At 70.4% G+C, this 18,893-nt stretch carries 17 protein-coding genes; 11 read left to right on the forward strand and 6 right to left on the reverse strand.

The features are described 5' to 3' along the window. Positions 1–15 precede the first annotated feature (15 nt). From INQ48_40055 to INQ48_40090, 8 genes are all read left to right on the forward strand, one after another. Positions 16–1,209, forward strand: a complete 1,194-nt coding sequence (locus tag INQ48_40055; GenBank protein ID QRF61570.1) for a CoA transferase — start codon at positions 16–18, stop codon at positions 1,207–1,209. Then, a complete protein-coding gene (locus tag INQ48_40060; protein QRF61571.1) occupies positions 1,206–2,024 on the forward strand; it encodes an enoyl-CoA hydratase/isomerase family protein in 819 nt (272 codons plus the stop codon). The genes INQ48_40055 and INQ48_40060 overlap by 4 nt, the downstream gene beginning before the upstream one ends. After that, positions 2,021–2,797 carry an enoyl-CoA hydratase/isomerase family protein gene (locus tag INQ48_40065; protein QRF61572.1) on the forward strand — a complete coding sequence of 259 codons (777 nt, stop codon included), beginning with the start codon at positions 2,021–2,023 and terminating at the stop codon, positions 2,795–2,797. The genes INQ48_40060 and INQ48_40065 overlap by 4 nt, the downstream gene beginning before the upstream one ends. 170 nt (positions 2,798–2,967) lie before the next feature. Further along, a complete protein-coding gene (locus tag INQ48_40070) occupies positions 2,968–4,923 on the forward strand; it encodes a PAS domain S-box protein (GenBank protein ID QRF61573.1) in 1,956 nt (651 codons plus the stop codon). A 37-nt stretch (positions 4,924–4,960) separates the two neighbouring features. Then, on the forward strand, positions 4,961–5,296 hold the full coding sequence (locus tag INQ48_40075) for a YnfA family protein (protein ID QRF61574.1): 336 nt from the start codon (positions 4,961–4,963) through the stop codon (positions 5,294–5,296). Positions 5,297–5,374: 78 nt separating this feature from the next. Beyond that, positions 5,375–6,220, forward strand: coding sequence for a 3-deoxy-8-phosphooctulonate synthase (kdsA, locus tag INQ48_40080; GenBank protein QRF61575.1), 846 nt, complete (start codon positions 5,375–5,377; stop codon positions 6,218–6,220). A gap of 40 nt (positions 6,221–6,260) precedes the next feature. Next, positions 6,261–6,497, forward strand: coding sequence for a hypothetical protein (locus INQ48_40085; protein QRF61576.1), 237 nt, complete (start codon positions 6,261–6,263; stop codon positions 6,495–6,497). A gap of 90 nt (positions 6,498–6,587) precedes the next feature. Beyond that, complete coding sequence (locus tag INQ48_40090; GenBank protein ID QRF63175.1) at positions 6,588–7,676, forward strand: 3-deoxy-7-phosphoheptulonate synthase; 1,089 nt, start codon at positions 6,588–6,590, stop codon at positions 7,674–7,676. 146 nt (positions 7,677–7,822) lie between these two features. Here INQ48_40090 and INQ48_40095 read toward each other — a convergent pair whose 3' ends face one another. Beyond that, on the reverse strand, positions 7,823–8,446 hold the full coding sequence (locus tag INQ48_40095) for an NAD(P)H-dependent oxidoreductase (protein ID QRF61577.1): 624 nt from the start codon (positions 8,444–8,446) through the stop codon (positions 7,823–7,825). A gap of 78 nt (positions 8,447–8,524) precedes the next feature. On the opposite strand from INQ48_40095, the gene INQ48_40100 reads away from it, so the two are divergent. After that, positions 8,525–9,133 (forward strand): TetR/AcrR family transcriptional regulator, encoded by a 609-nt coding sequence (locus INQ48_40100; protein ID QRF61578.1) that lies wholly within the window; start codon positions 8,525–8,527, stop codon positions 9,131–9,133. A 21-nt stretch (positions 9,134–9,154) separates the two neighbouring features. Here the strand turns inward: INQ48_40100 and INQ48_40105 are convergent, their stop codons facing one another. The 5 genes from INQ48_40105 to INQ48_40125 form a co-directional block, all read right to left on the reverse strand. Further along, positions 9,155–10,042: a hypothetical protein gene (locus INQ48_40105; GenBank protein QRF61579.1), complete on the reverse strand. Its 888-nt coding sequence runs from the start codon at positions 10,040–10,042 to the stop codon at positions 9,155–9,157. A gap of 112 nt (positions 10,043–10,154) precedes the next feature. Then, entirely contained in the window at positions 10,155–12,455 is a 2,301-nt protein-coding gene (locus tag INQ48_40110) for a molybdopterin guanine dinucleotide-containing S/N-oxide reductase (GenBank protein ID QRF61580.1), read from the reverse strand. A gap of 22 nt (positions 12,456–12,477) precedes the next feature. Beyond that, positions 12,478–13,485, reverse strand: a complete 1,008-nt coding sequence (locus tag INQ48_40115; protein QRF61581.1) for an ABC transporter substrate-binding protein — start codon at positions 13,483–13,485, stop codon at positions 12,478–12,480. A 41-nt stretch (positions 13,486–13,526) separates the two neighbouring features. Continuing rightward, complete coding sequence (locus tag INQ48_40120; protein QRF61582.1) at positions 13,527–14,261, reverse strand: ABC transporter ATP-binding protein; 735 nt, start codon at positions 14,259–14,261, stop codon at positions 13,527–13,529. Further along, positions 14,258–15,130 carry an ABC transporter permease subunit gene (locus tag INQ48_40125; protein QRF63176.1) on the reverse strand — a complete coding sequence of 291 codons (873 nt, stop codon included), beginning with the start codon at positions 15,128–15,130 and terminating at the stop codon, positions 14,258–14,260. The genes INQ48_40120 and INQ48_40125 overlap by 4 nt, the downstream gene beginning before the upstream one ends. 215 nt (positions 15,131–15,345) lie before the next feature. Between INQ48_40125 and INQ48_40130 the strand changes: the two genes are divergently transcribed. Then, the gene (locus INQ48_40130) at positions 15,346–17,028 is read left to right on the forward strand and encodes a hypothetical protein (protein QRF61583.1); all 1,683 of its coding nucleotides are present in this window, start codon (positions 15,346–15,348) and stop codon (positions 17,026–17,028) included. A 218-nt stretch (positions 17,029–17,246) separates the two neighbouring features. Beyond that, on the forward strand, positions 17,247–18,890 hold the full coding sequence (locus tag INQ48_40135) for an ABC transporter substrate-binding protein (protein ID QRF61584.1): 1,644 nt from the start codon (positions 17,247–17,249) through the stop codon (positions 18,888–18,890). Positions 18,891–18,893 lie beyond the last annotated feature (3 nt).

Consider the following 18,893-nt stretch of genomic DNA (forward strand, 5'->3'; position numbering starts at 1 on the left):
GCGCACGAGTCCACCATGCCCCATTCCATCGATTCCGACCTGCCGCTCACGGGCTGCCGCGTGCTCGACCTCACCATCGCGCGCGCGGGCCCGGTCGCGGTGCGCCTGCTGGCCGACTGGGGCGCCGACGTGGTGCGCATCGACCCGCCCGACCGCAAGCCCACGCTCGGGCCGCGCCGCGGCTCCGACGAACAGAACCTGCACCGCAACAAGCGCAGCCTGAGCGTCAACCTCAAGACCCCCGAAGGCATGCGCGTGCTGCGCCAGCTCGTCGAGCGCAGCGACGTGGTGGTCGAGAATTTCCGCGCCTCGGTCAAGGAGCGCCTGGGCCTGAGCTACGAGGCGTTGCGCGCGATCAATCCGCGGATCATCCTGGCCAGCATCTCGGGTTTCGGCCAGACCGGCCCGTACGCGGGACGCCCGGGCCTCGACCAGATCGTGCAGGGCATGAGCGGGCTGAGTTCGGTCACGGGAGAACCCGGGCGCGGTCCCTACCGCACCGGCATCGCGATCTCCGACACCACCTCGGGCATGTTCCTGGGTCAGGGCATCCTGCTGGCCCTGCTGCACCGCCAACGCACAGGCCGCGGCCAGTGGGTGCATACCTCGCTGCTGGAGGCCATGCTCAACAAGCTCGACTTCCAGGGCGCGCGCTACACGGTCGAGGGGGAGGTGCCGCGGCAGGAGGGCAATTCGCATCCCACGCTGGTGCCGATGGGCACGTTCGATGCCCGCGACGGAAAGGTCAACATCTGCGGGCCTGGCGCCGCGATGTGGGCCCGGCTGTGCGAGGTGCTCGGCGCCCCGCATCTGGCGCAGGACGAGCGCTACAAGGACCAGCCCTCGCGTCTCGCGCACCGGCGCGAGCTCGAAGAGGCCATCGGCGCCATCACGCGCGGCTTCGGCGTGCGCGAACTGGTGGAGCGGCTGAACGATGCGGGCGTGCCCTGCGGCCCCGTCTACGACATCGGCCAGGCCTTCGAGGATGCGCAGGCCCGGCACCTGCGCATGACGCGTCCGGCGCCCCATGCGGCGCTGGGTACGCTGGAACTGCTGCGCTCGCCGATCAACCTGTCGGACTGCCCGCACGCCGAGGCCTTCCATCGCGCGGCGCCCGATGCGGGCGAGCACACCGATGAAGTGCTGCGCGAGCTCGGCTACGGCGACGAGTCCGTCGCGTCGCTGCGCAAGGAAGGGGTGGTGGCATGAAGGCGCAAGACCGAGTCCTGCAGTCGCTGGGCACGGGCCGCATCCTCGGCGAAGTGCGCGAGGGCATCGGCTGGATCACCTTCAACCATCCCGAGCGCCGCAACGCGATGTCGCTGGACATGTGGCAGGGACTGGGCGCGGTGGCGGAGGCCTTCGAGCGCGATCCGGGCGTGCGGGTGGTCGTGATGAAGGGCGCGGGCGGCAAGGCCTTCGTCTCGGGCGCCGACATCTCCGAGTTCGAGCAGCACCGCGCCGACGCGGCGCAGAAGAAGAGCTACGACGAGGTCGCCGCTCGCGGCCATGCCGGCCTGGGCGCGTTGAGCAAGCCGCTGGTCGCGATGATCCAGGGCTACTGCGTGGGCGGCGGCCTGGCCATCGCGCTGGCTGCCGACATCCGGATCGCGGCGTCGTCCTCGCGCTTCGCCATTCCGGCCGCCAGGCTCGGCCTGGGCTACGACTACCGTGGCGTGGCCGCGCTGGCGCGGCTGGTCGGGCCGTCGGCCGCGAAGGACATCCTCTTCAGCGCGCGCTTCCTCGAAGCCCCCGAGGCCTTGCGGCTCGGTCTGGTCAACACGGTGGTCGAGGATGTCGCGCTCGATGAAGCCGTGAGCGCCTATGCGCAGAGGATCGCCGCGAATGCGCCGCTCACGGTGCACGCCGCCAAGAAAGCCATCCAGGCGTTCGAAGGCTATTCGGACAGCGCCGCGGCCGACGAGATCGCGTCGCTCGTGCTGCAATGCTTCGACAGCGAAGACTATCGGGAGGGCCGCCGCGCCTTCCTCGCCAAACGTCCTCCCAATTTCCAAGGCCGATGAACGCGATCACCGAACCCACCGATTCCTCCGACCTGCCCGAGCTTCGCATCGAGGGCGCGGTCGCGACCATTCGCCTGCGCCGACCCGCTCAGGCCAACCGCCTGAGCGCCGACGACCTCGAGCGGCTGGCTGCGCTGATCGCCGAGGTCGACGCGCGGCCGGAAGTGCTGGTGCTGCTGTTGCGCGGCAGCGGCAAGTATTTTTGCAGCGGCTACGACATCGGCAGCATCGGCGCAGAGCGCAAGGTCGACTTCGAGGGGGTGGTCGATGCGCTGGAGATGGCGCGTGCAGTCACGGTGGCGGTGCTGCATGGCGGCGTGTATGGCGGCGCGACCGATCTCGCGCTCGCCTGCGATTTCCGTGTCGGGGCCACGGGCATCGACATGTTCATGCCGGCCGCGCGCCTCGGCTTGCACTACTACCGCTCGGGCCTGGAGCGCTACGTGAGCCGCCTCGGCCTGGACAACGCCAAGCTGCTGTTCCTGACGGCGCGCAGGATCGATGCCGTCGAGATGAAGCGCATCGGCTACCTGACGCAGCTCGTCGAGCCCGATCGGCTGGAGGAGGAGATCAGTGCCCTGGTGCGCGACTGCGCATCGATGGCGCCGATCGCGCTGACCGGCATGAAGCATCACCTCAACCGCATCGCGCGCGGCACGCTCGACCCGCAGGCGCTCGACGCGAGCATTCGCAGGGCCTACCTCTCGGAAGATTTGCGCGAGGGGCAATCGGCCTGGGCGCAGAAGCGGGCGGCGAAGTTCCAGGGGAAGTAGGGACGGGTTACCGGTGGGAGCCTGGGCCTACCGGAACCGGTGGTCCCAGCAGGATGGCCGACCGCAACTGTCGGCGACGTCCCACGGATCGGGCCGCCGGGCGGGGGAATACTCCTCGGTCCAGCCGAGGGGGAACCGGCACGAACCCACTGTCCGAGAGAACAAAACACATGCCAGATCCCGCCGCCGAGTGGCTGTCCATCGCCAACCTGTCGGACACCGATCACCGGCAGATGATCGATGCCGTCACCGACTACGCGATCTTCTTCCTCGATCCCGACGGCATGGTGCTGAGCTGGAATGCCGGCGCGCGGCTCGTGTGTGGCTACGAAGACGCCGAGATCCTCGGCCACCATGTGTCGACGCTCTATCCGGCCGAGGCGCAGCAGCGCGACGGCCCGCGCCAGGAGCTCGCGCAGGCGCGCGAAACCGGCCATTTCGAGGACGAGGGCTGGCGCGTGCGCAAGGACGGCAGCCGCTTCTGGGCCAGCGTGGTCATCACGCGGCTTACCGGGCCCGACGGCGGCGTGCGCGGCTTCTCCAAGATCACGCGCGACCTCAGCGAGCGGCGCCAGCAGGACGAGCTGCTGCGCGCGAGCGAGGAGCGCTTCCGGTTGCTGGTCGAGGGCGTGAAGGACTATGCGATCTTCATGCTCGACCCCGCGGGCCACGTGATCAGCTGGAACGCGGGCGCGCAGAAGAACAAGGGCTACGCGGCGGCCGAGATCATCGGCCGGCACTTCTCGACCTTCTATCCGCCCGACGTGGCCGCCAGCGGCTGGCCCGCGCAGGAGCTGCGCAATGCGCTGCGCGACGGCCGCTTCGAGGACGAGGGCTGGCGCGTGCGCAAGGACGGCAGCCGCTTCTGGGCCAGCGTGGTCATCACGGCGCTGTACGACGCGGCGGGTCACCACAAGGGCTTCGCCAAGGTCACGCGCGACCTCAGCGAGCGCCGGCGCATCACCGCGCTGGAGGACGAGGGGCGGCGCATGGCCACCTTCCTCGCGATGCTCGGGCACGAGCTGCGCAATCCGCTCGCACCGATCTCGAATGCGCTCGAGCTGCTCAAGCGCGAGAAGATCGAGTCGCGCATCTTCAACAGCACGCGCGACATCATCGACCGGCAGCTGCGGCAGATGACCCGGCTGATCGACGACCTGCTCGACGTGGGCCGCATCACCAGCGGCAAGATCCACCTCGAGGCCAAGCCCGTGCGGCTGCGCGACGTGATCCACGACGCGGTCGAGACGGTGCGCCCGCTGGTGGCGCTGAAGTCGCAGCAACTCGACCTTCAGGTCGACGGCGCCGACCCCTGGGTCACCGGCGACCGCGCGCGGCTGGTGCAGGTGGTCAGCAACCTCGTGCACAACGCCGCCAAGTTCACCGACAGCGGCGGGCGCATCGAGCTGCGGCTCGGCGCCGGCCCCGCCGCGCCCGGCGTCGCGGGCGCCAGTGCGATCGAGGCCGAGATCGCGGTGCGCGACACCGGCCCGGGCATCGCGCCGCAGGACATCCACCGCATCTTCGACCTGTTCGTGCAGGGCGAGCAGGATGCCGCGCGTTCCAAGGGCGGGCTCGGCCTCGGGCTGAGCCTGGTGCAGCAGCTGGTGGCGCTGCATGGCGGCCGGGTCAGCGTGTTCAGCAGCGGACGCGCGGGCGAGGGCAGCGAATTCATCGTCAACCTCGCGGCCGTGGCCGAGCCGCTCGCGGGCGAGGGCGCCTCGGGCCGGGCGCCCGGCGAACGGCTGGTGCTGGTGGTCGACGACAACCAGGACGCCGCCGAGACCATGGCGCTGCTGATGGACGCGCTGGGCTACGCCAGCGCGGTCGTGCACGACGGCTTCGCGGCCATCGAGGCGGTCAAGACCGGCCGGCCCGACGTCGTGCTGCTCGACATCGGCCTGCCCGGCATCGATGGCCACGAGGTCGCGCGCCGGCTGCGCGCCGAGCTGGTCGACCCGCCCGCGCTGATCGCCGTGACCGGCTACGGCCAGCCCAGCGACCGCGACACCAGCTTCGAGACCGGCTTCCTCGGCCACCTGACCAAGCCGGTGGACGTGGACCGGCTGGCGCGGATGCTGGAGCGGCTGTTCCAGGACCAGCAAGCCGGCGCTGCGGCGGGTTGAGAGCGCGGCGGGCCCTGCCCGCACCGAGAATCCCCGCATGGACCTGCTCAAGACCTTCGCCCTCTTCGTCGCCACCGCGCTGGCCGAGATCGTGGGCTGCTACCTGCCCTACCTCTGGTTGCGCCAGGGCCATTCGGCCTGGCTGCTGCTGCCCGCGGCGCTCTCGCTGGCGCTGTTCGCCTGGCTGCTGACCCTGCATCCGACCGCGGCGGGCCGGGTGTACGCGGCCTACGGCGGGGTCTACATCGGCGTGGCGGTGCTGTGGCTCTGGGCGGTCGACAAGGTGCAGCCGAGCGTGACCGACTGGGTGGGCGTGGGGGTCAGCCTGCTCGGCATGTTCATCGTCATGGCCGGGCCGCGGCTGGCGCGCTGAGCGGCGCGAGACGCTCTCTGCGGACGTGTTGCCGGCTGCCCCCACAATAGGCCCCAAGATTCAGGACAGGAGTTCCCCATGAAAAACGTGATCATCCCCCCCGGCATCGGCGTGCGCAACGACGGCCCCTTCGTGCTGTTCGGCGGCGTCAACGTGCTCGAGTCGAAGGACCTGGCACTGCGCAGCGCCGAGGAGTTCGTGCGCGTCACCGGCAAGCTCGGCATTCCCTACGTGTTCAAGGGCAGCTTCGACAAGGCCAACCGCTCGTCGATCCACTCGTACCGCGGCCCCGGCCTCGACGAAGGCCTGCGCATCCTGCAGGAGGTGAAGTCGGCCTTCGGCGTGCCGGTGCTGACCGACGTCCACGAGCCGGCCCAGGCCGCGCCGGTGGCCGAGGTGGTCGACGTGCTGCAGCTGCCCGCCTTCCTCGCGCGCCAGACCGACCTGGTGGTGGCGCTCGCCAAGACCGGCCGCGTCATCAACATCAAGAAGCCGCAGTTCCTGAGCCCGAGCCAGATGTTCAACATCGTCGAGAAGTTCAGGGAAGCAGGCAACGAGCAGATCATCCTGTGCGACCGCGGCACCTGCTTCGGCTACGACAACCTCGTGGTCGACATGCTGGGCTTCGGCGTGATGAAGAAGACCACGGGCGACCTGCCGGTGATCTTCGACGTGACCCATGCGCTGCAGCAGCGCGAGGCCGGCGCCGCCGCCTCGGGCGGCCGTCGCGAGCAACTGGTGGACCTGGCGCGCGCCGGCATGGCGCTGGGCCTCGCGGGCCTGTTCATCGAGGCGCATCCCGATCCGGCCCAGGCCAAGTGCGACGGACCGAGCGCGCTGCCGCTGCATCAGCTCGAACCCTTGATGACCCAGCTCAAGGCGCTCGACGACCTGGTGAAGTCGTTCCCCGTCCTGAAGATCTAGCTTTCTTCAGACCGTCATGCGGGGCTGCGAGCATCCCCGCATGTTCGGCCCTCTCATTTCCATCGCGCTGACGGTGGAACAGCACGACACGAGCGAGTACTACTGGGTGCTGCTCGAGTCGTTCGACGGTTCGCCCGAGTACGAGCGCCTGCTCGAAGCCGCGGCGGGATTCTCCACCTACCTCGATGCGCTCCAGGCCGGCTTCGCCGTGCTCAAGGGGCTGTCGGAGGATCTCGCGGTCGGTCCGCGTGACGAGAGGCGCTCGCGCTTTCTCTGAGGGCCGCGGATGCGTTCGGGGACAATTGACCGGCCCCGACATTCATCCACGACCATGCCCCGCCTCGACGACCCCCTCCACGACGCCGAAATCGGCTCCCGCGACAGCACGCTCGAGACCACCCGCATCGACGACGTGCGCATCGGCGCCGTGCGCCCGCTCATGACCCCCGCACTGCTGCAGGAGCGCGTGCCCGTGCGCGACAACACCCTGGCGCTGGTCGAGGGCGCCCGCGCCGCGATCGCCGACGTGCTGCACGGCCGCGACGACCGGCTGGTGGTGGTGGTCGGCCCGTGCTCGATCCACGACCACGACCAGGCCATCGAGTACGCGCAGCGCCTGAAGAAGGTGGCCGATTCGCTGCAGGACGACCTGCTGATCGTGATGCGCGCCTACTTCGAGAAGCCGCGCACCACGGTGGGCTGGAAGGGCTACATCAACGACCCGCACCTCGACGGCAGCTTCGCCATCAACGAAGGCCTGGAGCGCGCGCGGCGCCTGCTGCTCGAGCTCACCACGCTGGGCCTTCCGACCGGCACCGAGTTCCTCGACCTCCTGAGCCCGCAGTTCATCGCCGACCTGATCGCCTGGGGCGCCATCGGCGCGCGCACCACCGAGAGCCAGAGCCACCGGCAGCTGGCCTCGGGCCTGAGCTGCCCGGTCGGCTTCAAGAACGGCACCGACGGCAGCGTCAAGGTCGCGGCCGGCGCCATCCTCGCGGCCCGCGCGCCGCATGCCTTCATGGGCATGACCAAGATGGGCATGGCGGCGATCTTCGAGACCCGCGGCAACGACGACTGCCACGTGATCCTGCGCGGCGGCAAGGCGCCCAACTATTCGGCCGCCGACGTCGAGTCCAGCTGCCAGGCGCTGCTGGCCAACGGCCTGAGGCCGCAGGTCATGATCGACGTCTCGCACGGCAACAGCAGCAAGCAGCACCAGCGGCAGATCGTGGTGGCCGAGGACGTCGCGGCGCAGATCGCGGGTGGCGAGCGGCGCATCACCGGCCTCATGATCGAGAGCCATCTCGAGGAAGGGCGGCAGGACCTCCAGCCCGGCGTGGCGCTCAAGCGCGGCGTGTCGATCACCGATGCCTGCATCGGGTTCGCGCAGACGGTGCCGGTGCTCGAGGGGCTGGCGTCTGCGGTGAAGGCGCGGCGGCGGTTGGCGAAGGGCTGAGGTCGGGGCGTTCAGGAAAGCGGGATCGGGCAGCCGAACGCAGAAGAAATACAAAAGCTACGCAGAGGTCGCAGAAGGAAGAAGAACAATCGAATTCTCTTCTGCGACTTCTGCGTTCGGCTGCCCGATCCCGCATTCATTCCGCTTCAGCCTGCGAACTCGGTAGCCGCTCGCTGCGGCGCTTCCTTCGCGAACGCGTTGCTACCAAGCCCCCGCGCGGTGACCAAGTGCGCGGCCCCGCCCTGCCCATTCACATCGACCAGGAACTCCGAGGTCCGCACCGGCGCGCCGCAGAAATCGAAGATGCCGTGGTCGATCTGCGTGCGCATCGCCTTGTCGTAGCCGTGCCGCGCATAGGTGCCGCCGTCCGCGCCGCCGATGCCGATCAGGTGGATCGGGAGGTGGCCCAGCCGCTTGCCGAGCGAGCCGTCGGGCCGCTCGTCGTAGGCCCAGCCATTGGAGAACACGCGGTCGATCCAGCCCTTGAGCTGGCCCGGGAACGACCACCAGTAGACGGGATAGACGAGCACCAGCGCGTCGGCGCGATCGATGCGCTGCTGCTCGCGCAGCACGTCGGCTGGCAGCGGCGCCTGCAGCAGGTAGGCGGTGGCGTCGGCCTGGTTGAAGGCCGGCTGGAAGCCCTCCGCGGCGAGGTCGGCGATCTCGGTGCTGTGCTCGCCGGAGGCCGCCACGCCCTCGGCATAGGCACGCGCGACGGCATGCGTGAGCGACTGCGGGGAGGGATGGCTGACGACGATGAGGGCATGCATGGGGGTGGTTCCTTTGAGGTTGGGTGTAAACTACTTTTAGTAGTCTACGCTTCGTAGGTTACCTTTGGTAGTTTAAGGATGTCAAGCAACCCGACGAAACCGGCCGTGCCCGCCGCGGCGAAGAAGCGCCTGCCCAAGGAGGAGCGCAACCGCCAGCTCATGGACGTGGCCTGGTCCATCGTGCGCGGCGAAGGCACCGATGCACTCACGCTGGGCTACCTGGCCGAGCGCGCGGGCGTGACCAAGCCCGTCGTCTACGACCACTTCGGCACGCGCACCGGGCTGCTCGGCGTGCTCTACGAGGAGTACGACGGCCGGCAGCACGCGCTGATGGACGCGGCCCTGCAGGCCGCGGGCCGATCGCTTCCGGCCGTGGCGAAGGTGATCGCCGCCACCTACGTCAACTGCGTGATGGAGATGGGCCGCGAGATGCCGGGCGTGAGCGCCGCGCTGGCCGGCTCGCCCGAGCTCGATGCGCTCAAGAAGGAGCACGAGGCGCTGTTCCTCGCCAAGTGCCGCGATGCGCTGCATCCCTTCGCCAGGCAGCCGCTCGCGCTGGCGGGCATGCGCGCGATGCTGGGCACGGCGGAAGCGGTGTCGTTCGCGGCGGCCGCGGGCGAGATCGAGCCGGCGGACGCGGAGCACGAGATCTACGACGCCATCCTGCGGATCGCGCGCAGGACCTGAGCTACCCGCGCCTGCGCGCGCTCAGTCTCCTTCGAGCACCGACGAGGACTCGAGCCAGAAGCCCCCGATCATGCCGACCGTGAGCGCCCCGATGGCGCCCCACAGGCTCAGGAAGGTGTGGATGTTGTAGTGCCCGGGACGCTGCGCCAGCGCGGCCGACAGCTCGGGCTCGACGATCCCGCCGAGGCCTCGCGCGGCCGCGAAATCGAAGCCGGCCGCGCCGAGGAAATGGACCGCCACCAGCAGCGGCAGCATCGTCATGAACGGCAGCCAGGCGCCGCGCACCTTGCGCCAGGCCAGCAGGTAGGCCGCCAGCAGCAGCACCGCGCCCACCACGATCGTGCCCAGCACCACCGGCCGTCGGGTCAGCGGCAGCAACAGGGGCCAGAGCCATTGCAGCGGATAGAGCGGCCATTCCGCGTTCGGCGCCAGTCCACCCGGCCGCGCGAAGGCCTGCCAGCCCAGCGCGAGCGTCACGCGTCCCACCAGCGCGGAGGCGCAGGCCACCGCCGCGATGCTCAGGCAGGCGATGCGCAGCGGCGAGCTGCGCGGCTGCGGCCACACATGCGGGGGCAGGGCCGGCATCGGCGGATCGCCCACGCGCCACGTACGCGTCGTGACGATCACGGAAGCACGCGGGGTGGCCAGCTCGCCGCGCACCAGCCAGTCGGTCGCCAGCACCGCGAGCGCGAAGGCCATCGCGGCCGTGAGCCAGGCGCAGGCGCCGGGCATCTCGACGAAGCCGAACGGCGTGAGCATCGGCAGCTCGCCATAGACGAGCCCGGCGCAGCCGTAGGCCAGCATGATCGGAACGTAGAGGATCAGGGCGGCGCGCGTCAGCAGCACGTCGCTGCGGGCCGGCTCGTCGCGCAGTGACTGGAGGCGCGACCATGCGCGGGTCAGACTCATCGATCCAATCTTCGTGGTGTGGGCAGGGTCTCGAGGGAGGCCCGGAGGGCGCTGACATTAGCACGTCGTTTCGCGGGTGCTGCGGCAGCTGGCGCGCGGTCGATCCACGCCCTCAAGACGGCGCGTCGAACACCGGCGGATCGAAAGCCGTGATCGCCGGCACCTCGCCGCGCCACAACGCCACCTCCACCCGCGCGCTCTGCGCCGCGCACCCTTGCGCCAGCCGCGAGCTGCCGACATCGGGCGTCACCACGTTCGGATTGCCGTGCTTCTCAAGGCTGCCCGGTGCCTGCGCGTCGAGCGGGTCGTACCAGGCACCGGTGGCGATCTGCGCCACGCCGGGCCGCACGTCGTCGGACAGCACGGCGCCCGCGAGGAAGGCGCCGCGTGCATTGAAGACGCGCACCACGTCGCCGGCCGCGATGCCGCGCTCGCGCGCATCGTGTGCATTGAGCGTGATCGGCTCGCGGCCCTCGATCTTCGAGGCACGGCTCAGCGCGCCATGGTCGTACTGGCTGTGCAGGCGCGTCGCGGGCTGGTTCGACAGCAGCTGGATCGGCCCCTCCGGCGCCTCGGGCTCGAACCAGCGGGCATGGCCCGGGCAATCGTCGTAGCCGAAACCCGCGATGCGCTCGGAGTAGAGCTCGATGCGGCCCGAGGGCGTGGGCAGGGCATGCGCGACGGGATCGGCGCGAAAGGGCGCGAGCAGCACCACCGGTTCGTGCGCCACCGCGTTCGTGCGGCCGATGTCGAGGCGGCCGAGTTCCCAGAAGGCATCGAACGAGGGCAGCACCAGGCCGGCGGCCTCGGCACGCGGCCGCGCGACTTCGTACAGATGCCGCAGCCATTCGCTTGCATCGCGGCCCTCGGTGTAGGCCGGCGCGATGTCCAGCCGCTCGGCGAGCTGCGAGAGGATCGTGTAGTCGTCGCGCGCCTCTCCCACGGGCGCGATCGCCGCATGCATCGCGACCATGAAGCGCTCGCTGCCCGCGCTGCCGATGTCGTCGCGCTCCAGCGTGGTGGTGGCGGGCAGCACGATGTCGGAATGCCGGGCCTGCGCGGTCCAGTATTGCTCGTGCGTGATCACGGTCTCGGGACGGCGCCAGGCCTCGAGGGTGCGGTTGAGGTCCTGGTGATGGTGGAACACGTTGCCGCCGGCCCAGTACACGAGGCGGATGTCGGGGTAGTGGTGCCGGCCGCCGTTGTAGTCGAAGGGCGCGCCGGGGTTCAGCAGCATGTCGGCGATGCGCGCGACCGGAATGAAGTCGGCCACCGGGTTCACGCCCTGCGGCAGGCGCGCGCCCGAGAAGCTGCCGTGGCCGCTGCCGATGTAGTTCATGCAGCCGTAGCCCAGGCCGAAGCCGCCGCCCGGCAGGCCGATCTGCCCGAGCAGGGTGGCGAGGGTGACGGTCATCCAGAACGGCTGCTCGCCGTGCCGCGCGCGCTGCAGCGAGTAGGTGCAGTTCACCAGCGTGCGGCTGCGGGCCATGCGGCGCGCGAGCGTGGCGATGGCTTCGGCCGCGATACCGCAGCGCTCGGCGGCCCAGGCCGGTGTCTTGGGCACGCCGTCGGCGCGGCCCAGGATGTAGTCGCGCGCTTGGTCGAAGCCGACCGCGTGGCTGCGGCAGAAGGCCTCGTCGTGCAGGCCCTCGTCGATCAGCACGAAGGCCAGGCCCAGCATCAGCGCGGTGTCGGTGCCGGGGCGCAGCGGCAGCCATTCGGCATCGGGCACGGCATCGAGGTCGGCACGCACAGGGCTGACGTTGACGAAGCGCGTGCGGCCAGATGCCGCCATGCGCCGCAGCGCGGGCGCCACGCCATGGTCGCTCGCGCCGCCGGGGCTGACCTGCGTGTTGCGCAGCGGCAGGCCGCCGAAGGCCACGAACAGTTCGCAGTGCCGTTCGAGCACGTCCCAGCTCGTGTGGTTCTGCAGCAGCGCGTCCATGCCGTCGACGATGTGCGGCAGCAGCACGCGGCCGGCGCCGAGGCTGTAGCTGTCCTTGCTGTACACGTAGCCGCCGAAGGCGTTGAGGAAGCGGTGCAGCTGGCTCTGCGCATGGTGGAAGCGGCCCGCGCTCGACCAGCCGTAGCTGCCGCCGTAGATCGCCCGGTTGCCATGCGCCTGCTTCACGCGCCGCAGCTCCTGGGCCACGAGGTCGAGCGCCTCGTCCCACGGCAGCTCGACGAAGGCCTCGCGCCCGCGCCGGTCGCCGCTGCGGTGCCGCGTGGCGGCATCGAGAAAACCGCGGCGCACCGCGGGGCGCCGCACGCGCGTGGGCGAATCGACCGCGCCGACCATCGAGGCGCCGATGGGCGAGGGCGCCGCGTCCCATTCGGCGGGACGCATGGCCACGAGGCGGCCGTTCTCGACCACGGGGCGATACACGCCCCAGTGGGTGGATGTCAGCGGCATGGGCCGGAACTCCGCGCGTTCCTCACAGCCGCGCGAGGTAGTCCGTGACCTTGGCCTTCTGCGGCAGGATCTTGCGCTCCGACAACCAGTCGGAGGCCTTCTGGAATTCCTGCAGGAACTTCGCGTCCTGCACGCCGCGCACGTCCCAGCGGCGCTTGAGCTTGACCAGCGTGTCGCGCACCGCGTCGCTGTAGCCGGCGTCCTGCTGGTTCAGCGTCTCGGCTTCCACCGGATGCTCGCTGATCCACTTCGCCTCGGCCGCGTAGGCCGCGTTCACGGCGCGCACGATGGCCACGTTCTCCTCGGCGAACTTGCGGTGCGTGACGTAGGAGTTGAAGTCGATCAGGAAGTCGAGGTCGCGGCCCTCGAAGAAGACGTCGTGCGCCTTGTACTCGGTGCGCGCGATGTCCACGCCCGGGCTCCACATCGACCAGGCGTCGATCTTGCCCTGCGCGAAGGCCGGGCCGGCGTCGGGCGGATTGAGGTAGACGAACTTGACCTTGCTGCGGTCGATGTTGTGCTTCTCGAGCGCGGCCACCAGCAGGAACTCGCCGAGGCCCGAGCGGTTGACCGCGACCGACTTGCCCACCAGGTCCTGCACCTTGTCGATGCCCGAGCCGTCCTTGGCGATGATCGCGGTGCTGCGCGGCTCGACGATGGCGAACTGCGTGAACACCAGCGGCGAGCCCGCGAGCATGGCGGCCAGCGCGGGCGTGGTGCTGCCGCCGAAGCCGAAGTCGGCGCTGCCGCCGGTCACGGCCTGCAGCGAGGGTGCATGGTTGGGGAAGGGGCCGATCCACTGCACCTTGATGCCGTCCTTGGCGAGCAGCTTCTCGAACTCGCCGCGGTTCTTGGCCAGCGCGGGCAGGCCGCCGCGGCCCCAGGTGAGTCGCACGGTGTCGGTGTTGCGCGTGGCCTTGGCCGGGCCGGCGGCCTGCGCATGGGCCAGGCCCGTGGCGAGGGCGCCGGCGCCGACGACGGCGGTCTGCAGGAAGCTGCGGCGCGAGGCCGGGGAGAACGAGGAGGTCATGAAGAGAGAAGGCCGGTGAAGAAAGGAAAACGAAAAGAGGGTCAGGCGGGCACGCTGTCGGCCGCCACGCCGAGCTCGGCCAGCAGCGCCTCGCGCAGCGCCGTGGCATCGGGATGCGTGCGCCTGGCATTGGCCTCGGGCGACACGGCGTATTCGCTCGCGATCGCGCCGTCGCGCATCACGAGCACGCGGTCGGCCAGCGCCACCGCCTCGTCGACGTCGTGCGTGACCAGCAGCACGCCGGGCCGGTGGCGGCGCACCAGCTCCTTCACCAGGCCATGCATGCGGATGCGCGTGAGCGCGTCGAGCGCGGCGAAGGGCTCGTCGAGCAGCAGCAGCCGGGGCTCGCGCACCAGCGCGCGCGCCAGCGCCACGCGCTGCGCCTGGCCGCCCGAGAGATTGCGCGGCCAGTCGTCGAGCCGGTCGCCGAGGCCGACCTCGGCCAGCGCGGCCTGCGCCAGTGCCTTGCCGGTGGCTTCGTCGAGGCCCAGCGAGACATTGCGCCAGAGCGAATCCCACGGCAGCAGCCGGTGTTCCTGGAACACCACCGCGGGCTGGCGCGGTCCGTCGATGCGACCGCCGTCGATGGCATCGAGGCCGGCGAGCGCGCGCAGCAGCGTGGTCTTGCCGCAGCCGCTCTCGCCGAGCAGCGCGACGAATTCGCCGCGCGCGATGCGCAGGTCGAGGCCGCCGATCACGGTGCGCTCACCATAGCGGCGCTGCAGGCCATGCACGACGACGGCGGGGGCCTCGGGTTGCGATGCCGGAGCGCTCATCGACGTTCTCCGGCGGCGTAGTTGGGATGCCAGGCCAGCAGCCGGCGTTCGAGCAGCCGCGCCACCGCATCCGAAGCCACGCCGATGGTGGCGTAGACCACGATGGTCAGCACGATCACGTCGGTGCGCAGGAACTCGCGCGCATCCATCGCGAGGTAGCCGATGCCCGAGCTGGTGGCGATGGTCTCGGCGATCACCAGCGCGAGCCAGGCCACCGCGAGCGCATAGCGCACGCCCGCGAGGATCGAGGGCAGGGCACCCGGCAGCACGATGCGGCGGATCAGCGTCGCGTTGCTCAGGCCGGTCACGCGGCCGAGCTCGAGCAGCTTGGGGTCGACCTGCCGGATGCCCAGCACGGTGTTGATGTAGATCGGGAACATCACGCCCAGCGACACCAGGAAGATCTTGCCGCCCTCGTCCACGCCGAACCAGACGATCACCAGCGGCAGCATCGCGAGGAAGGGAATGGCACGGATCATCTGGATGCTGCGGTCGAACAGCGCCTCGGCCAGCCGCGAGAAGCCCACCACCGTGCCGAGCGCGAAGCCGATCGAGCCGCCGATCACGAAGCCGGTGGCCGCGCGCAGCAGGCTGGTGCCCATGTCGCTGATCAGCCGTCCTTCCTGGATCAGGCCCCAGGCCGTGGCCGCCACCTTGCTGGGCGCGGGCAGCACGTGGATCGAGAGATAGCCGGCCCGCGCCGCCAGCTCCCACACCACCAGCACCAGGGCCGGCACCAGCCAGGAGATCAGCAGCAGCTGGTTGCGCGACAGCAGGCGCGGCGCGCGGCGCGGCGGCAACGGCTTGGCGGCCGGCTCGACGGCAGCGGGTGCCGTGGGCAGCGGGAGGTTGTCGAAGACATGAGACATCGAGGCGAGGCTTTCCATGAGGGTCCCCGTGAGTCGGGAGCCGGCGCAGGCTAGCGTGCGCCCACCTGCGGGCCAAAGAACAAAAACGGATCAACGTATGCGGATTCCGTGCTTGCATTGCGCGCCCGAGGGCCAAGACTGGGGGCGCCCGTCCCCGGGGCAGCGTGTCTGCCCGTTGGTAACCCCACGCCGCGAGGCGGTTTATTCTTCCCGCCATGACCCTGCTGCTCGACACCACCTTTCCCCGCACGCTGGTGCAACTGGTCGAACGCTTCGGCGCCCACCCGGCCACGCGCATCGAAGCCTGGCTGTTCGAGGACGCGCCCATGCGTCGCGCCGCCGAGCAGGCGCTCGCCGCGGCGGGCGTGCAGGCCGTGCTGCGCAGCGCCTACAAGCCGCTGGTGCACTTCTTTCTCGAGGAGTTCGAGGGCGATGGGGCGACGGCGATCGAGGTCCGCACGCCCGCGGGCCAGGGCCAGCGCTTTCGCCTCGAGGCCTATCCGCTGGCCGGCCTGCTCGGCGAGGGCGTCGCGCTGCGTTTCGCCGAAGGCGAGCTGCCCGGCGAGCACCTCGTGACGGCCGGCGCGCGGCAGTGGCGCGTGTTCGCGCCCAACGACGCCACCGCCTCGCCCTGCGGCTGGCTGCGCGTCTGGGACGGCGATGCGCTGGTGCACGACGCCGCGCTGCCCACCGAGTTCGAGGCCGCCTGCGCGGCCGCGCTCGATGCGGTGCGCGGCCATGCCTGGAGCTACACGCTGCCGCTGTTCGACACGCTCGAGATCGCGATCGCCACCACCGGCATCGAACGCCGGCTGCCCTTCGGCGAGGAGACGATCGACACCTTCGAGGCGCTGCACGAGGACTGCTACTACGGCGCGCTCGAGTTCTTCAAGGCGCGCGCCGGCCTCGACGATGCCGACCGCACGCTGCAGCCCGGCCACATCGTGCCGCTGATCTCGCGCAGCGAGGACGACACGCGGGTCACGGTGCGGCTGGCCGCGCATCGGCGGGTCGACCCGCCCGTCGACACCGCCCTGGTGCTCGACAGCGCCGACCGCTCGCTGGCCCCGGTCGAGGTCGAGGCCGCGATGGAACGCCTGCCCGGCGAGCGTTTCGGCGTCACCTCGTTCCAGGGCCGCCCGGTCGCGGGCCTGCATGTGCGCGGCACGCTGCCGGGCCTGGTGGTCACGGCCGGCCAGCATGCGAACGAGAGCTCGGGCGTGGTCGGTGCCCTGCGCGCGGCACCGCTGCTCAACGCGCTGCCCGGCGCGCACTATGCGCTGGTCGCGCTCGAGAACCCCGACGGCGCGGCGCTGCATCACCGGCTTCAAGAGACGGACCCCACGCACATGGCGCATGCCGCGCGCTACACCGCGCTGGGCGACGACCTCGAGGCGCGCACGAAGCCGCCCTTCGGCGAGAAGGCGCCGCGGCTCGAGGCGATCGCGCGCACCGGCGCACGCCTGCACCTGAGCCTGCATGGCTACCCGGCGCACGAATGGACGCGCCCGCGCGCCGGCTACGTGCCGCGCGGTAGCGAGCTGTGGACGGTGCCCAAGGGCTTCTTCCTGGTCCTGCGCCAGCACCGGGGCCACGACGGCCTGCGCTTCCTCGATGCGCTCACGAAGGAACTGCTCGCGGGCTCGGCCGAGCTGGCCGCGTTCAATGCGCTCCAGCAGCGCATGTGGCACGCCCACGTCGGCGAGCTGCCGTTCGCGCCCATCAACGGCATTCCCTGCATGGTGATCACCGACGAGCGCTCGACCGTGCCGTTCACGCTGATCAGCGAGTTCCCCGACGAGACGGTGCGCGGCGCGGCCTTCCGGCTCGCGCACACGACGCAGATGCGGACCGTGCTGGCGGCGGCGCGTCTCTACTGGGACGGACTGCTGGATTGAGCGGATGAAGGGAGCAGAGGCGCTCCATGCGCGCTGAGCGAGATAGCTTCTGCGAAAACTTTCGTTAGCCGCGAAGCCCTGAGCTTCGAAGATCGGCGCTGCCCGTGCACGGGCGTTCGCCCGGGCCTGCACGGCCGGCGCCGCGCGCGCCGACTCCTTGTCCTTTCTTCCAGGCGCGGACTCGTCCGCGCGGCTTTCCCACGTTCCTTTCCGTCGTCATGAAGATCTCCCTTGCCCTTGCTTCCCCGCGGCGCGCGCTGCCGCGCATCCTCCAGGCCGGCCTGCTCGCCGCCTGCGGCATGAACCTCGCGCTGGCCGCCGACACGCCGCGCCAGGGCGGCGAGGTGGTCTTCGGCGTCACCACCGATCCGATCTGCTTCAACCCGCACCGCTCGACGCAGCAGAACTCCTACATCCTGATCCGCAACTACATCGACTCGCTGGTCGCCAAGGGCAAGGGCGGCAAGTTCCTGCCCTGGCTGGCGCAGGAGTGGAGCGTCTCGCCCGATGGCAAGACCTACGCCTTCAAGCTCAAGCCGGGCCTGCAGTTCCATGACGGCACGCCGCTCGACGCGGCGGCCGTGAAGTTCAACTTCGACTTCGTGCGCGACACGAAGAACACCAATGCCGCGGGCGAACTGCTCAAGGCGGTGGAGCGCGTGCAGGTGGTGTCGGCCAGCGAAGTGCGGCTGCAGCTGGCCCGGCCCGACTCGGGCCTGCTCGAATCGATCGCCAGCGTGCGGCTGGGCCTGATCTCGCCGAAGTCGCTGCAGTCGGGCGACGACCTGTGCGGCGGCGGCCCCGCCATCGCGGGCAGCGGCCCGTTCCTGTTCCAGAACTACGTGCGCGGCCAGTCGGCCGGCTTCGCGCGCAACCCGCGCTACCAGTGGGCGCCCGGCTATGCGGCGCACCAGGGACCGGCCTGGCTGGACCGCGTGACGGTGCGCTTCCTGCCCGAGTACGCGGTGCGCGCGGGCGCGCTGAGCTCGGGCCAGGTCGACGTGATCGAGGGCGTGCAGCCCACCGACGTGGGCCTGTTCAAGGACCAGCCGGGCTTCCAGTTCCTGGTCGGCCCGGCGGGCGCGCAGACCTCGTTCACGCTCAACATCAATTACACGATCCCGCCGGCCACCGACGTGCGCGTGCGCCGCGCGCTGCGCGACGGCGCCGACATCGACGCGCTGGTCAAGAGCGTCTACCGCGGCACCTACCGCCGCGCCTGGTCGAACATCGGCCCCGACAGCTTCTTCTACAACAAGGCGCTCGAAGGCAGCTGGGGCAACAACCCGGCCGCGGCCAACAAGCTGCTCGACGAAGCGGGCTGGACCGGCCGCGACGCCGAGGGCTTCCGCACCAAGGACGGCCAGCGCCTGACCATCGAGGTCGGCTATCCGCAGCCCTTCGTGCGCGACAACCGCGACGTGCTGATCCAGGGCCTGCAGGCGCAGCTGCGCAAGAACCTGGGCTTCGACCTGCGGCTGCGCTTCGTCACCGGCGGCGAGTGGGCGCAGCAACTGCAGAAGGGCTCGTGGAGCATCTATCCCAACACCTACCTGCCGGCCGACGCGGCGCAGGAGCTGCAGGGCAACATCGGCGAGAGCGGATTCATCCGCGCGGTGGCCGACAAGGGCGACAAGACGCTGTTCGGCTACATCAACGACGCGCTGGCTTCGACCAACCTCGACGAGAAGAAGAAGCTGGTCGACGCCGCGCAGCGCCACGCGGTGGACCAGGGCATCATCGTGCCGCTGTTCTCGGCCAACTACCAGCTCGCGGCCAAGAGCCGGGTGCGCGGCCTGTCGTTCGAGACGCAGCTGGACTCGCCGTCGAACTTCCACGACGTGTGGCTGTCGGAGCGCTGAGCC

Origin of the sequence: Variovorax paradoxus, assembly GCA_016806145.1 — a bacterium.
Lineage (GTDB): Bacteria > Pseudomonadota > Gammaproteobacteria > Burkholderiales > Burkholderiaceae_C > Variovorax.

Excerpts from the sequence above, each read along its gene's own strand:
- INQ48_40055 (QRF61570.1), top strand. The coding sequence starts at position 16 with ATGCCCCATTCCATCGATTCCGACCTGCCGCTCACGGGCTGCCGCGTG.
- INQ48_40060 (QRF61571.1), top strand. The coding sequence starts at position 1,206 with ATGAAGGCGCAAGACCGAGTCCTGCAGTCGCTGGGCACGGGCCGCATC.
- INQ48_40065 (QRF61572.1), top strand. The coding sequence starts at position 2,021 with ATGAACGCGATCACCGAACCCACCGATTCCTCCGACCTGCCCGAGCTT.
- INQ48_40070 (QRF61573.1), top strand. The coding sequence starts at position 2,968 with ATGCCAGATCCCGCCGCCGAGTGGCTGTCCATCGCCAACCTGTCGGAC.
- INQ48_40075 (QRF61574.1), top strand. The coding sequence starts at position 4,961 with ATGGACCTGCTCAAGACCTTCGCCCTCTTCGTCGCCACCGCGCTGGCC.
- kdsA (QRF61575.1), top strand. The coding sequence starts at position 5,375 with ATGAAAAACGTGATCATCCCCCCCGGCATCGGCGTGCGCAACGACGGC.
- INQ48_40085 (QRF61576.1), top strand. The coding sequence starts at position 6,261 with ATGTTCGGCCCTCTCATTTCCATCGCGCTGACGGTGGAACAGCACGAC.
- INQ48_40095 (QRF61577.1), bottom strand. The coding sequence starts at position 8,446 with ATGCATGCCCTCATCGTCGTCAGCCATCCCTCCCCGCAGTCGCTCACG.
- INQ48_40100 (QRF61578.1), top strand. The coding sequence starts at position 8,525 with ATGTCAAGCAACCCGACGAAACCGGCCGTGCCCGCCGCGGCGAAGAAG.
- INQ48_40105 (QRF61579.1), bottom strand. The coding sequence starts at position 10,042 with ATGAGTCTGACCCGCGCATGGTCGCGCCTCCAGTCACTGCGCGACGAG.
- INQ48_40110 (QRF61580.1), bottom strand. The coding sequence starts at position 12,455 with ATGCCGCTGACATCCACCCACTGGGGCGTGTATCGCCCCGTGGTCGAG.
- INQ48_40115 (QRF61581.1), bottom strand. The coding sequence starts at position 13,485 with ATGACCTCCTCGTTCTCCCCGGCCTCGCGCCGCAGCTTCCTGCAGACC.
- INQ48_40120 (QRF61582.1), bottom strand. The coding sequence starts at position 14,261 with ATGAGCGCTCCGGCATCGCAACCCGAGGCCCCCGCCGTCGTCGTGCAT.
- INQ48_40125 (QRF63176.1), bottom strand. The coding sequence starts at position 15,130 with ATGTCTCATGTCTTCGACAACCTCCCGCTGCCCACGGCACCCGCTGCC.
- INQ48_40130 (QRF61583.1), top strand. The coding sequence starts at position 15,346 with ATGACCCTGCTGCTCGACACCACCTTTCCCCGCACGCTGGTGCAACTG.
- INQ48_40135 (QRF61584.1), top strand. The coding sequence starts at position 17,247 with ATGAAGATCTCCCTTGCCCTTGCTTCCCCGCGGCGCGCGCTGCCGCGC.